The following is a 13,826-nucleotide window of genomic DNA, read 5'->3' as shown; positions in this document are numbered from 1 at the left end:
CTACGCCCGCCCTCCGCCGCACGCAGCGCAAGGCCATCTTCAACAAACCAGCATCATATTATCCGAAAAGGGGGTCCCTCTTCGACGCCGATCGGGGGTCCCTTTTGAACGCCGTTTGACAATTTTATCATGGGAGGGCGCGCTTATACGTCGTGCCGACGTGCGCTTGGTGGCGTAAATGAAGAGTAGGGATGAAGCGCTCCCTCACCTTGCGGTGACGAGTCTCTTCATCCCTCTCACCGAACCGGACGTGCAAGTTTCCCTGCATCCGGCTCTCCATGCCCGCGCGCCTGACCACGCGAGGGTGGACGTCAACCCCAGTTGAGGCGACCAAATGCGTCCCAGAAGCCCGCCATGCTTTCGCGCTGATCGCGCCTCTGGACTGCATTCCATCCGTTCGGTTTCTCGATGCTGCGGTGTGGGTATCGCATCGTCCCCCCTTCCCGGAGGAGACGCAGCCGTCTGGACCCATCGGCCCATCGCAGCCGTTGCCCCCGAGCGTTGGTGGTGAAGCGATGCCGCAGCGTTCGCCACGACGTCTTTCGGTGCTTCTTCCTGAGCCAACGCCCTACGCGCTCCCATATCCATTTATCGAGCCGGGAGAAGTCCCGGCAAGCCTGTGTGGCGTAACGGTAATAGTTCCGCCACCCGAGCAGGATAGGGTTGAACTTGCCGATAACATAAGCGAGCGGGCGCCCGGTCGGGATGCCCTTCGCCATGACCTTGAGCCTGTGACGCAGGTCATTCAGCTTGCTCTTCGGGATGAAGAGGTTGCCGACCAGACGCCCCGTGCGGAGCGCCTTTGTTTGCGCCACCCGATAGCCGAGGAAGTCGAAGCCTTCCCTGACGTCGGTGACCCGGGTCTTTTCCATCGACAGCTCCATGCGAAGCTCCGTTTTCAGGAACTCCGCAAGCGCCGACTTTTCCGCTTCCGCCTGCTCCCTCGTGCCTTCGACGAGGACGACAAAGTCGTCCGCGTATCGGACCATGTAGAAGGTCGGCTTGCCGTTCGCGCGGTCAAGTGCCCGCCGGCGTGCCGCCCTCATACTTGGTTCAAGAGAGCGCATGGACCATCGCCCGTATCTCTCATCGATCGCTGTCAGGTAAATATTGGACAGCATCGGCGAGATGATCCCGCCTTGCGGCGAGCCGGTAACGGGATGACGAAGTGTCCCCTCGACCATAATGCCCGCCTTCAGGAATGCGTGGATCAGCATCAGCACCTTGCGGTCGCTGATGCGCCGTCGCACGCGCTCCATCATGACGTGGTGGTCGATTGCGGTGAAGCAGCCCTTGATGTCGCCTTCAATGACGAACCTGTAGACGGAGGATCCACGGATCGACGGATGAAGACATTTCTGGATGCGCTCCAGAGCATCATGGGTGCTGCGTCCCCTTCGGAACCCGTAAGAGGTCGGATAAAAATCCGCCTCGAAGATGGGCTCCAAAATCAGCTTCAAAGCCATTTGCACCACACGATCGATCAGCGTGGGTATGCCGAGTGGCCGGAACTGACCCGGTTTGCCGGGCTTCGGGATGAGCCGTTGCCTGACGGGTTCCGGGTGATAATTTCCGTTGCGAAGCGCCTCGCGTATTTCATCGAGGAGCCGCACGGCGCCACCGGCGCGCTGTTCGACCGAGCGCCGCGTCATCCCGTCCGTTCCCGGTGTCCGGCTGCCGCTGTTGCGGACAAGCTTTTGCCAGGCTTCGGAAAGGGTTCTGCGGTCGCATACGAGATTAAACAGATCTTCGAAGACCTTGTGCGGGTCTTCGTTGCTCCACCGATACAGCTTGCGCTGCATGTCGAGGACGAACGCGGCATTCACCGCGCCGGACATAAGCCCACCTCCTGCTTGCCTGCCATATCCACTGCCTCCCTTCGCCATGTGAACGGCTTTCCCGTTCTCGGACTACTACGAAGGCTCCGCCCCTCGTCACCACGGTCGCTGGTCGCTTCAGCCATCCGGCGTCCGAAAGCGCCGGAAGTGATGACAAGGTTCTCAGGTTCCCCCAATGATCTCTCGCTTGCTGTAGGCACCGACTATACCCCGTGTGAAGTCTGGCCTCGGCACCACGCAAACCCATGCCGGGGCTGGCGCGCGGCGAGCCGCGTGCCTCCAGTCCGCGTCAATCCACCGCAGACCAACGCTTCACCGGCCAGCGGCTTGCGCCGCAGACCGACCCGCCCACTTCCGAGTCGGCGAGTTCCATGTTTAAACGGGGCGTCCGCCATCGGTTCGGTTTCCCTTGCCATGGCAAGCTCGCTGGCCGGACCGCTCACGGGGTCGGAAGTCCCCGCCCGTCCGGCTTTGACGGGTTCTGCTGATTTATGGCTCCCCGGAAGCACCCGGTTCACCTCACCCATCTGCTTGTCGTCGCATGTTGCGTCACACGACGCGCGGGGCATCTCACCCCGCGAGATCATAAGGAGCATGAAATTGAAATACCTCCTTTCTTTCAACGTCAGAACCTGACGCACGGATTGCCGTCATGGCGATCTTCCACCTCTCTGTTAAAGTCATCAGCCGGTCGAGCGGGCGCAGCGCCGTGGCCGCCGCTGCTTATCGCGGAGCCGAGCGGCTGCATGACGAACGGCTCGGCCGCGACCATGACTTCACCAACAAGGACGGGGTCATCCATTCCGAAGTGCTGCTGCCGGAAGGCGCGCCGGAAGAATTTGCCGACCGCGAAAAGCTCTGGAATGCGGTCGAGGCCGCCGAGAAGCGCAAGGACTCGCAGCTTGCCCGCGATGTCGAATTCGCCATTCCGCGCGAGCTGACCAAGGAACAAGGCATCGAGTTGGCGCGCGAATTCGCCGAGGCCGAGTTCGTCGACAAGGGCATGATCGCCGACCTCAATGTCCATTGGGATATTGGTGCGGACGGCCAGCCCAAGCCCCACGCGCATGTCATGCTCACCATGCGCGAAGTCGGCAAAGACGGGTTCGGCCCGAAGGTGCGCGAGTGGAACATGGCTGAGCTGGTGGAGCAGTGGCGCGAGCGCTGGGCCGATCACGTCAACCAACGCCTTGCCGAACTCGATATCGATGCGCGGATCGATCACCGCAGCCTGGAGGCGCAGGGCATTGCACTGGAGCCGCAGGACAAGATCGGCCCCGCCGCATCGCGCATGGGCGTGCGCGGGCTTGAGGCCGAACGGATTGAACAACACCGCGCTGTCGCGCAGCGTAATGGCGAGCGGATCATCGCCAATCCCGCTGTCGCGCTTGATGCGATCACGCACAGCCAGGCCACTTTCACGAACCGCGACCTTGCCATGTTCGTGCATCGGCACAGCGACGGGAAAGAGCAATTCGATTTGGCCATGAGCGCGGTGCGCGGTTCGTCCGATCTGATCGCGCTGGGCAAAGACGGACGCGGCGAAGAGCGGTTCACATCGCGCCAGATGATCGAAACCGAGCAGCGGCTCGGTCGCGCTTCGGAATTGCTGGCAGAACGCGAGCGGCATCAGGTCGAAGATCGTGGCCGGGAAGGAGCGCTGGCGCGCGCAGCGGAACGTGGCCTGGCGCTATCCGGCGAGCAGCGCGCGGCGTTCGAGCATGTCACCGATAGTCGCGGCCTCAATGTTGTCGTCGGCTATGCCGGGACCGGCAAGAGCGCGATGCTGGGCGTGGCGCGCGAGGCTTGGGAAAGCGCTGGCTATACCGTTCGCGGTGTCGCCCTTTCCGGCATTGCCGCCGAGGGACTTGAGCATGGTTCCGGTATCACGTCGCGCACCATCGCCAGCCTTGATCATCAGTGGGGCCAAGGCCGCGAATTGCTCACTTCGCGCGATGTGCTGGTGATCGATGAAGCGGGCATGGTCGGCACGCGCCAGATGGAGCGCGTGCTGTCCCATGCCGCCGATGCAGGCGCGAAGGTTGTCCTGGTCGGCGACCCGCAACAGCTCCAGGCCATCGAAGCCGGGGCTGCATTCCGGTCGATCCACGAACGGCATGGCGGCGTCGAAATCAGCGAAGTGCGCCGTCAGCACGAAGGCTGGCAGCAGGATGCCACACGGCACCTTGCCACCGGGCGCACCGGCCTTGCCATTCAGGCCTATGGCGAACGCGCCATGGTCCACACCGCCGAGACGCGGGAGGCAGCGCGTGGCGAGCTGATCGAGCGTTGGAATCGCGACCGCCAGGCCAGTCCCGGCGATACGCGGATCATCCTCACCCACACCAATGACGAGGTGCGCGAACTCAATGACGCGGCGCGCGGTAGGCTGCGCGCCAGTGGTGAACTAGGCAACGACGTGGCCATCCGCGCCGAGCGGGGCGAGCGTCATTTCGCCAGCGGCGACCGCATCATGTTCCTGCGCAATGAGCGGGGTATGGGCGTCAAGAATGGCACACTCGGTACTGTAGAACAGGTGACGCCGCAGCGCATGGCGGTCCGCACCGACGATGGTCGCAGTGTCGCCTTCGACACCAAGGATTATGCGCACATCGATCACGGCTATGCAGCGACGATCCACAAGGCGCAGGGGATGACGGTGGACCGCGCCCATGTGCTGGCGACGCCGGGCATGGACAGCCACGGTGCCTATGTGGCGATGTCCCGCCACCGTGACGGCCTTGCCCTGCATTATGGCCGCGACGACTTCGCCGATCAGTCGAAACTGGTCCGCACTCTAAGCCGCGAGCGCGGCAAGGACATGGCGAGCGACTACAAGCCTGAACAACAGTTTGCCGAACGGCGCGGCATCACGTTCCGCGAGCGGATCGTGGAGATTGCGCGGCAGTTGCCGGAACGGGCGAAGTCGATCTTCGCCGGATTCCGCCCACCGGCCCAGAAACTCGAAGCTCTGCCGACCGATCAGGCAGGCTTGTCCGATCAACGCAAGGCCGTCGAACGCTACGCACGTGCTGCCGCCGACATCGGGCAGATGCGTGAACAGGGATTGCCGGTCCTGCCACACCAGCGCGACGCGCTGGAGAAAGCCGGAAAGGCGCTCGACGCGATCCGGCCCAATGGAACAGCCGACCTCGCCAGCGCCTTGCAGCGTCAGCCGGGTCTGGCGCGCGAGGCTGCCGATGGCCGCAGCCAGGGCGCGATCCGGGCCATGCAGCTTGAAGCCGCAATCCGCGTCGATCCCGCGCAGCGCGCCGACCGCTTTGTCAGCGACTGGAAGCGGCTTGGGCAGGCGCGCGAGGCCATGCAGCGCGATGGTGACACCAAGGGCGCGCAGAGGCTCACCAACCGTATGACGGATTTGGTGAAGGGGCTGGAGCGCGACGCGCAGGTCGAATCCCTGCTGCGCAGTCGCACCCGTGAGCTTGGCATCAAGACAGAACTCGGTCGCGATCTGGCCCGCGACCTTGCCGCTTCCATCTCGGTGGAGCGGAGCCGGTCAATCGGCATGGGCCTGTAGGAGAAACGCGATGGATACCGATACCGATGACGTAGAACTGCCGCTCGACCTTGAACCGGAGCCGGAGCCGGAACCCGACCCGGCCACCCTGGATACCGCTGGCGATCCCGCCGCCGAGGCTTTCGCCCGCCTGGAAGGCGAATTGGCTTTGATGCGCCGCGCGGTTCAGCACCTTGCCGCCGAGCGCGCGGACATTGTCATTCCCGACTATGGTCCGACCCTCACCGACATGGCCAAGCGGATGGGCGCGATCAGCGAGAGCCTGAAGGGCATTGCGCGCCATCCGGCATTGCAGATGACCCCTGACAGCATTGGCAATCGGATCGCTGCCGCAGCCGAAGCCGCGCGGCGCAGCGATCAGGACAGGATAAGCCAGGCCCGGAGTGACTTGAACCACGCCGCCCAGGAAATGCGGAGCGTCATCTCCAATGCGCGCACCGCTGCCGAGCAGCGGCAGCAGCTCTACCAAGTAGCGGGCGGAGCCTTGCTGGCAGGCATACTGCTTTGGTCCTTTCTTCCTGGCACCATTGCCCGTGTCATGCCGGAAAGCTGGCACTGGCCCGAACGCATGGCAGCGCGGATGGTGGGCGCATCCTCTCGCTGGGACGCAGGCGCACGGATGATGCAAAGCGACAGCCCGGAGGCATGGAATGCACTTGTGCAAGCTGCCGAAATCCAGCGCGACAACCGCGATGCCATTGACGCTTGCCGAAAGACCGCTGCAACCTCGAAGCAGGCAGTCCGATGCACCGTCAAGATTCGTCCAAGCAATCGAGAAGGGGAGACAGCAGCAACGCCAGCGGGGGCCGCGACACGATCCCAGAGAGGGGCATAACAGCCCATTCCGACCCGCACAAAATGTGGGAACGAATGTGGTTTCGATTTTCCGAAAAAGTCATTTTATCCTTTGAAAACAAAGCGATAAATGACTTGAATGGTAGCGGAGGAGGGACCCACATCGAGGCATTAACCATCTGTTTTCACATGATTTATTTTGACATCCGGTCGAAAATCGCCCCACTTTCAGCCCCCATTCGACGAATAGTTTGCGGAATACGACAGACCGTTTTTGTCAGTTCGCTTCCTGCGATGTCTCAGATGCCGTCGTTCCGCGCGGGCGACGCTGCATTCGATTTGCGGTGAGAAAGCGGCGGATACTGTCCACCATGATGACGGTCGCGCGCCCGACTTTTGCAGCCTCGATGTCCCCCGAGGCGATCAGCTCATATATGGTCGAGCGCCCCAGACCGGTCATGCGGCTGGCGTCAGGAATGCGAACACTGATCGGTTCGATCGGCGACCGGACGTCGCCGGTCGTCACAATTGCTCCGCTTCCGCGGCGGTGCATCGCTATGTTCTCCGCCGCTGCTTGCTGAACTCCCGGTCGCCGGCGATGAAGCGTTCGATCATCGGCGGGATGAGCTTCTCCGGCGCCAGCGCCGATGCGAGCCCTGTCAGCTTGGCATGGACCTCGGCATAATCCGCGAGGTCGCGCGCCAGCGCGCCCGATATCTCGAGCGTCAGCTTCACCGGTTTGTCTTCGGCGATCGGACCGAGGCGGAGCTTCGTCATCGCGCCGCCTCGATGTCGATCGGCTCGAGTATCAAATCGCGCGTGACGATGACGCGGAACGCGAAGCCCGGGCGCACTGTGAGGGTCGGGGGAACGGATAGTTCGCGCTCGACAACCCGCCTTCCCGCCTCGTTCGTGCCGTCCTGCACCCCGGCGCGCAAAGCGCGCACGAGGTCACTGTCGCCACCCGACACCAATTCGGTCCCGACGCCGAGAAGCGAAGAGATCAGCGCAGCGCGGAGCATCCGGCCCCACGCGACAATGCGGTTCCGCCGCCGCACCGAGGCCGGATTCGACCGGTCGACCGCCGTGCTCGCGCCCCGGTCGATTTATCACATGAGCGGCGAGGTTCGCGACGACTGGGAGCATAGCATCGCGGCGATCAGCGTACAGAAGCCTGAGCAGTTGGTGGGCCGTAATGTTAGATCCGTCGCCCGCGGGCGCATCGGGAAGTTGGCAAGCCCTGAATAGTGCTTGATCGCTGGCGACCGCGAAGGCGATCAGCTGTTCGAGCGTCATGCCGTCTTCGGCATAGATGTCGTGCAGCTTCGGCGAGACACCGGCGAGCTTGAGGCGCTGCTTCACGACGGCAGGCGTCACCATGAAGGTGGCGGCGATGCTCTCGATGTCGCTGCCCTGTTCGACGAGCTTCTGCATGGCGCGGAACTGGTCGAGCGGATGCAGCGGCTCGCGGTGGACATTCTCGGCGAGCGAATCCTCCTCGGCCGACACGATGTCGTCGTCGCGCACGATGCACGGGACCGGTTCGGTCTTGGCCATGCGGCGGGTCTTGACCAGCTGCTGCAGCGCGCGGAAGCGGCGCCCACCCGCGGGCACCTCGAACTTGCCCGTTTCCTGGCCATCCTCGTCGCGCTGGGCGCGAACGGTCAGGCTCTGGAGCAGGCCGCGCCGCTCGATATCGGCCGCCAGACTGTCGATCGACACCCCGGCCTTCACGCGGCGGACATTTGCCTGGCTCAGGACGAGCGCGCTGAACGGGATGTCGCGCGCGCCGCTGAGGGTGATTTTCACATGCTTCGTCATGACTTGTCTCCATGACGAGCCGCCGAAAGACTCTCTCTCGACCCCTGGCCCGTCATGGCTCCGGCGCAGCCCTCTTCCTCTTGGGAACAGGACCACGCCAGACCGACGCGCCGAGCTGGCGTCAGCGAACCGAAGCCAGCAGTTTCGCGCCCTTTCCTTCCAGCTCGAGACGCGCATCCTGATGCGGCCGGTCGCGCGCGAGCGCGTTGATGCCCTGCACAAAGTCGAAGATCGACGTCGGCGGATGGCCCTCTTCCTGGAGGACCGTCGCGATGATCTTGTCGGTCTCGCCTTTCGAGAAGCCGCGCTTGCGCAAGAAGGTCTGTCGCTCCTCGACGGTCTTGGCGACGATCGCGGTGCGCGCGGCACTGATCCCGTTCAGGAAGGACCCCGGCGACGAGGATGCGAAGCGCTCGAGCGCGGGCGAGGCTTCCTGCGCGAAGCGGCCGGCCGCGAATTTGCTGTGCCGGATGCTGATCTCCTCGAAACCTTCGGCGCCCCAGATGTTCCGGTTCATGCACACGGCGCGAAGATAGAAGGTCGCCATGCCGAGCGTCTTCGACCCGACCTCGCTGTTCCAGCAGTAGAAGCCGCGGAAGAAAAGGTCGGGGTCGCCGTTCGGGAGGCGCCCGGCTTCGATCGGGTTGGCGTCATCGACGAGGAAGAGGAACACGTCGCGGTCGCTGGCGTACAGCGTGGTCGTGTCCTTCGTCACCTCGACGAAGGGATTGTGATGCATCGTCGACCAGTCGAGCATGCCGGGGATCTTCCAGCGCGTGTCGCCGGTGCCGTTGCCCGCAATCTTCATCACGGCGGACACGAGTTCATGGTCCCAGATGCGGCCATAGTCGGGGCCGGTCACGGCGCGCAGCTCGGTGCGGCCGTCGCCGGTCTCGAGGGTCTTCACCAATTCTCCGCGATGCGACAGCAAGCCATGCTGCATGTTGATGCCGGCAAGCGCTGCAGGCAGTTGGCGCAAATAGCCAGCCGGCGCGCCCACGAGGCTGCAGAGCTGGCCGAAGGACCAATGGGTCGGCGCCACGGGCTCGCTGCGGTCGGGGAGCCTGAGCACCAGCCGCTCGGGATTGTCGGATGCGGCCTCGACATGGATCGCGCGCGTTTCGACGGTGCGAGTCGTGGCAGCGTCGGCCCGCGCGCGCACCGCTTCATAAAGGTCGGGCAGCGAGAGATAGCGCTCATCGTCGGGTCACGAGAACCATTCGGACGAGACGCGGCCGAGCCGCTGGCCGCGCGAAATATCGACCTTGTAGCCAAGCGGCTGGCCCGGCGCCGGATTTTGGGTAAGTGGGGTCATGACCTTGCTCCATGACGGACGCCGGGAGCCTCTCTCCCAACCTCTTTCCGTCACGGCTTCCGGCCGGACTCTTCCTCTTCGGACACCGAAGGTGGCCGCCGGAGCCTGCCCTCGGCAGGTCCGGTGTCTTCGGGCCCTAGCGCGGCGCCATGCGGATCGCGCCGTCGAGGCGGATCGTCTCCCCGTTGAGCATCGGATTCTCGACGATTGCGCGGACCATCTGCGCATATTCCTCGGGCTTGCCGAGGCGGCTCGGGTGCGGAACCTGCGTCCCGAGGCTGTCTTGCGCGGCCTGCGGCAAGCCCATCAGCATGGGCGTCAGGAAGATGCCGGGCGCGATGGTGACGACGCGAATGCGGTGCTGCGCAAGATCGCGCGCGACAGGAAGCGTCATGCCCGCGACGCCGGCCTTCGAGGCAGCATAGGCCGCCTGCCCTATCTGCCCGTCGAACGCCGCAACCGAAGCCGTGTTGACGATGACGCCGCGTTCTTCGCCGATTGGCTCGGCTGCCGCGAGACGCGCGGCGAACTGGGCGATGACGTTGAAGCTGCCGACGAGATTGATCTCGACCGCGCGTCGGAAGGCGGCGAGCGGATGCGGCGCATTCTCCTTGCCGACGGTCTTGATCGCCGGCGCGACGCCGGCGCAATTGACGAGGAGGCGCGTGACGCCAAGGGCCGCCTCGGCAGCATCGAGACCGGCGGCAACGCTCGCCTCGTCGGCGACATCGACCCGCGCGAACAGCCCGCCGATCGCCGCGGCATGCGCCTCGCCGACTTCTTCGTTGAGATCGAAGATCGTCACCTTCGCGCCGAGCCCCGCGAGCATCGCCGCGGTCGCGCCGCCAAGGCCCGAGGCACCGCCGGTCACCACCGCGGTCAGATTGTTCACTTCCATATCCGTCTCCGTTCAGCTGTGCGCCTGCGGCGCAAGGTCATCGCCCGCTCATGCCAAAGGGCCCGGCGGACCGACCGCAGGGCCTCATCGCCAGGCCGGGCCGCTCAATCTTCGCGTGCGATCGTAACCTTGATGCCGTCGAGCGCGTCGTCGAACGGAATCTGGCACGAGAGGCGCGACGTTTCGTTGCGGTCCTCCGAACTGTCGAGAAGATCATTTTCATCGTCGCTCATCGCCGGCAGCTTGCCGACAAAGGCGGGATCGACATGGATATGGCAGGTCGCGCACGAGCAGCAGCCGCCGCACAGCGCGAGCAGCTCGTCGAATCCGTTGTCGCGGATCACCTCCATCAAGGTCAGCCCGGCATCGGCCTCCAGCGTGTGGGCGGTCCCCTCGCGATCGACCACGGTCAAACTTGGCATGCACTAAACTCCATCTGGTTATGCGGCTGCCGCGGGCAGCAAGGATTTGAGCGGCGTTTCGGGATCGGCGAGCTGCTCGGCGGTCGCGACGAGACCGGCGGTCACGATCATGCGGCCCTGGACATAGTCCTTGGTCGCGTTGACGCAGTCGATCGCGATCACCTTGCCGGCTTTCAGATAGACGACCGAGAAGCTGCGGCTCGCGACATCGCCGCGCAGCACGGCGCGGTCGTGACCGGTCGACAGTCCGGCGGTCTGAAGCTTGAGGTCATATTGGTTCGACCAGAACCAGGGAATGGCATGATAGGGGGCTTCGTCGCCGACGATGCCCTTGGCCACGACATTGGCCTGGTCGTTGGCATTCTGGACCGATTCCAGCCGGATCACGACGCCCTCGGCATAGTCATTCTCGTGCGCGGCGCAGTCGCCGATCGCGTAGATGTCGGGGAGGCTCGTCTTGCAGAGACGGTCGACGAGAACGCCGTTCCCGCCCTCGGCGCCGGCCGCGATCAGCGGCTCGACCGCAGGAATGATGCCGATGCCCACGATGACCAGATCGGCGGGAATGATCTCGCCGTCGGCAAGCCGGACGCCGGTGACCTGCGCATCGCCCTCAAGCGCTTCGACCGACACGCCGAGGCGCAGGTCGACGCCATGTTCGCGGTGCTCTCGCTCGTAGAAGCGCGACAGGTCGGTGCCGGCGACGCGGGCGAGCACGCGGTCGAGCGCTTCCAATAGCACCACCTTCTTGCCCGCCTTGCGCAGGACCGCCGCGGCCTCGAGCCCGATATAACCGCCGCCGATGACGACAATCTGGCGCGCCGTCTCGGACGCCGCCTTCATCGCATCGGCGTCGGCGCGCGTGCGCACGCCCTGGACGCCGGGCAGATCGCCGCCGGGGATCGGCAACATGCGCGGGGAACCGCCGGTCGCCCAGACGAGCTTGCCATAGCCGATCGTCTCGCCGCGGTCGGTCGTGACCTTGTGCGCGGCGGGATCGACCGAGACGACACGCTGGCCGAGGAGCATCGCCACGCCGCGCTCGTCCCAATATTTGGCGGGGCGAAGCTGGATGCGCTCGAACTCCTTCTCGCCCGCGAAATATTCCTTCGAGAGCGGCGGGCGTTCATAGGGGAGCTCGGGCTCGTCGCCGATGATCGCGATCGTCCCCTCGAACTTCTGGGTGCGGAGCATGACGGCGACCTGCGCGCCGCCATGCCCTGCCCCCACGATCACCACATCAAAGTCCATCGCGTCCCCTGCCATCGCGCCCCTTATCCTCTCAGTTGGCCGCGCCAGGCAGCTTCACCCGGGGCGCCACTTCCTTTGCGGCGAGCTCGAGCGAATGGAACCAGGGAGCGGGATCGTCATAATAATCGTGCGATTCGATCTGGAGCGTTCCCCAGCCGCCGCATTTTTCGAAAAGATGGTTGAGCTTGTCGACCACGGTATCGGGCGAGCCGACGACGAAGACATTGTCGACGAGGAATTCGAGATCGGCGGCCAGCGGGTCGATGCCGGCATCCTTCGCGAAGCCGTCCATCATGCCGAAGCGGCGCCAGATGGGGATGAGATAGCGATTGAAGCAGAAGCCGATCGGCCCCTCCATGACGAGGCGCTTGGCCTCGGCGTCGGTGTCGGCGACGAAGACCGTCTGCGACACGGCGTGGCGCGAGCGGTCGGGGGTGAAGCCCGCCTTGATGTTCGCCTCGGAGTAAATTTCCCAGTGGCGCTTCAGCGCGTCGAGACCCGAATAGATCGAGACCGGCTTGAAGTTGCGCTCGCCGGCGAGCCGCATCGAGGGCGAATTGGCGCTGAAGCCGGTGACCGCGAACTCGGGGAAGCCGCCGCCATAGGGCGAATAATTGGCGAGCTTGTGCTGCTCGTCCTCCTCGGTCAGCGCTTCCTCCTCCTGGGGGAAGCCCGCGTCCCAATATTTGCCTTCGTAGAAGAAGGGTTCGCGCGCCCAGATCTTCTCCATGATGAAGAGGGATTCGCGCACCATGTCGTTGAGATGCTCGGTGTTCTGATCCTCTTCCTTGATGCCGTGCATATAGGAAGCGAGCGGATAGGCCCCTGCCCCGATGCCCATGAAATAGCGGCCTTCGAGGATCTGCGAGAGCCAGCCGACGGTCATCGCGAGCTTGGTCGGATTATGGTGCGGCAGGATATGCGCCATCGGCGCGAACTTGATCTTCTCGGTCTGGAGCGCGGCAGCCGCCATGATCAGCTCGGGCGCCGGGATATTCTCCCAGATCTGCGAGGCGTGTTCGGAAATCATCATCGTCGAAAAGCCCGCCTTGTCGGCGGCGATGGAGCTTTGCACCCCCCATTCGAACGTCTGACGCGCAGTGCGCCCCGGACGCATATAGGGGTGAAAGATCAGACCCGTGTCCATGCTCATAATGTCTCTCCCAGCCGGCATTAAGCCAGTCGGCTTAAATTGACCTTTTGAGGCATCGGGGTCAAGAAGAATCAACATAGGCGTTGATAAAATCTGCGCGGGTCGGTTGACCTGCCTGCGCGAGCGAGCCACACCGGGCCATGATCAATGCCGCCATTGCCCAGACGATCCCGACGCCGCCCGGCGAGGCGAAGCGCGCGCTCATCCATGCGGCCGAGACGATTTTCGCGCGCGACGGTATCGAGGGCGCCTCGCTGCGCGAGATCGCCGCCGCCGCGGGGCAGCGCAATCACCATGCCGTCCAATATCATTTCGGCACCCGCGAGGCGCTGGTGCAGGCGGTTTTCAGCTACCGGATGTGGCAGATGGAAGCCGGGCGCGTCGTCATGCTCGGCGACCGGCCCGACGAGGCGATCGATCTCAGGACGCTGATCGGCACGGTCTTCCTGCCGCAGATCGAGCTCATCGATGCGCATGGCGACTATGCCTATGCGGCCTTCCTCAGCCAGTATCTGATGCGCCATGAAGGGCGCGGCTATGGTAATTTCGGCGAGGATTTGCCGCCCGCGCTCGCGCGCACGCTGATGCTGCTGCGCGCTCATATGCCCGCGATGCCCGACACTGCGGCGCAGCGCCGCCTGATCACCGCCTGCTTCATGTTCCTCAACATATTGGTGATCCATTCGCGCGGGATGATGGGACAGTCGGAGAAGCTCGAGCTGATGCTCGACGATACGATCGGCCAGATCGAAGCGGCGCTGGCCGCTCCTTATGCCGGCGACGCCGCCGGCTGAG

Annotated in this window: 11 protein-coding genes and 2 pseudogenes; 3 read left to right on the top strand and 10 right to left on the bottom strand. The window is 64.2% G+C overall.

Features of this window, described 5'->3' with window-relative positions:
- Positions 1-311: 311 nt before the first annotated feature.
- Positions 312-1,838 (bottom strand): group II intron reverse transcriptase/maturase, encoded by a 1,527-nt coding sequence (gene ltrA, locus L0963_RS17285; protein ID WP_234180809.1) that lies wholly within the window; start codon positions 1,836-1,838, stop codon positions 312-314.
- 652 nt (positions 1,839-2,490) lie between these two features.
- Between ltrA and traA the strand changes: the two genes are divergently transcribed.
- Together traA and L0963_RS17275 are read left to right on the top strand one after the other, a co-directional pair.
- Positions 2,491-5,376 (top strand): Ti-type conjugative transfer relaxase TraA, encoded by a 2,886-nt coding sequence (traA, locus tag L0963_RS17280; RefSeq protein WP_234180806.1) that lies wholly within the window; start codon positions 2,491-2,493, stop codon positions 5,374-5,376.
- A gap of 10 nt (positions 5,377-5,386) precedes the next feature.
- Positions 5,387-6,211, top strand: coding sequence for a DUF6118 family protein (locus L0963_RS17275; RefSeq protein ID WP_234180804.1), 825 nt, complete (start codon positions 5,387-5,389; stop codon positions 6,209-6,211).
- A gap of 237 nt (positions 6,212-6,448) precedes the next feature.
- On the opposite strand, the gene L0963_RS17270 is transcribed toward L0963_RS17275, so the two are convergent.
- The 9 genes and pseudogenes from L0963_RS17270 to L0963_RS17230 form a co-directional block, all read right to left on the bottom strand.
- Complete coding sequence (locus L0963_RS17270) at positions 6,449-6,697, bottom strand: helix-turn-helix domain-containing protein (protein WP_326490199.1); 249 nt, start codon at positions 6,695-6,697, stop codon at positions 6,449-6,451.
- 29 nt (positions 6,698-6,726) lie between these two features.
- Positions 6,727-6,948: a DUF2274 domain-containing protein gene (locus tag L0963_RS17265; RefSeq protein ID WP_234180800.1), complete on the bottom strand. Its 222-nt coding sequence runs from the start codon at positions 6,946-6,948 to the stop codon at positions 6,727-6,729.
- Positions 6,945-7,193, bottom strand: a complete 249-nt coding sequence (locus L0963_RS17260; protein ID WP_326490198.1) for a TrbI/VirB10 family protein — start codon at positions 7,191-7,193, stop codon at positions 6,945-6,947. The genes L0963_RS17265 and L0963_RS17260 overlap by 4 nt, the downstream gene beginning before the upstream one ends.
- A 232-nt stretch (positions 7,194-7,425) precedes the next feature.
- Positions 7,426-7,992, bottom strand: a pseudogene (locus L0963_RS17255) (ParB/RepB/Spo0J family partition protein); the annotation flags it as partial.
- Positions 7,993-8,113: 121 nt separating this feature from the next.
- Positions 8,114-9,307: pseudogene (locus L0963_RS17250) on the bottom strand (DUF932 domain-containing protein).
- Between the two features lie 136 nt (positions 9,308-9,443).
- Positions 9,444-10,205, bottom strand: a complete 762-nt coding sequence (locus L0963_RS17245) for an SDR family NAD(P)-dependent oxidoreductase (protein WP_067185437.1) — start codon at positions 10,203-10,205, stop codon at positions 9,444-9,446.
- 104 nt (positions 10,206-10,309) lie between these two features.
- Positions 10,310-10,627, bottom strand: coding sequence for a 2Fe-2S iron-sulfur cluster-binding protein (locus L0963_RS17240; protein ID WP_234180798.1), 318 nt, complete (start codon positions 10,625-10,627; stop codon positions 10,310-10,312).
- Between the two features lie 18 nt (positions 10,628-10,645).
- Positions 10,646-11,878, bottom strand: coding sequence for an NAD(P)/FAD-dependent oxidoreductase (locus L0963_RS17235; RefSeq protein ID WP_234180796.1), 1,233 nt, complete (start codon positions 11,876-11,878; stop codon positions 10,646-10,648).
- Positions 11,879-11,909: 31 nt separating this feature from the next.
- Entirely contained in the window at positions 11,910-13,031 is a 1,122-nt protein-coding gene (locus L0963_RS17230; RefSeq protein WP_067185444.1) for an LLM class flavin-dependent oxidoreductase, read from the bottom strand.
- 140 nt (positions 13,032-13,171) lie between these two features.
- Between L0963_RS17230 and L0963_RS17225 the strand changes: the two genes are divergently transcribed.
- Positions 13,172-13,825: a TetR/AcrR family transcriptional regulator gene (locus L0963_RS17225; RefSeq protein WP_234180794.1), complete on the top strand. Its 654-nt coding sequence runs from the start codon at positions 13,172-13,174 to the stop codon at positions 13,823-13,825.
- The last annotated feature ends 1 nt before the right edge of the window (position 13,826 follow it).

The organism is Sphingopyxis sp. NFH-91, assembly GCF_021401285.1.
GTDB lineage: Bacteria > Pseudomonadota > Alphaproteobacteria > Sphingomonadales > Sphingomonadaceae > Sphingopyxis > Sphingopyxis terrae_A.
This window is presented reverse-complemented; position numbering and strand designations above follow the sequence as displayed.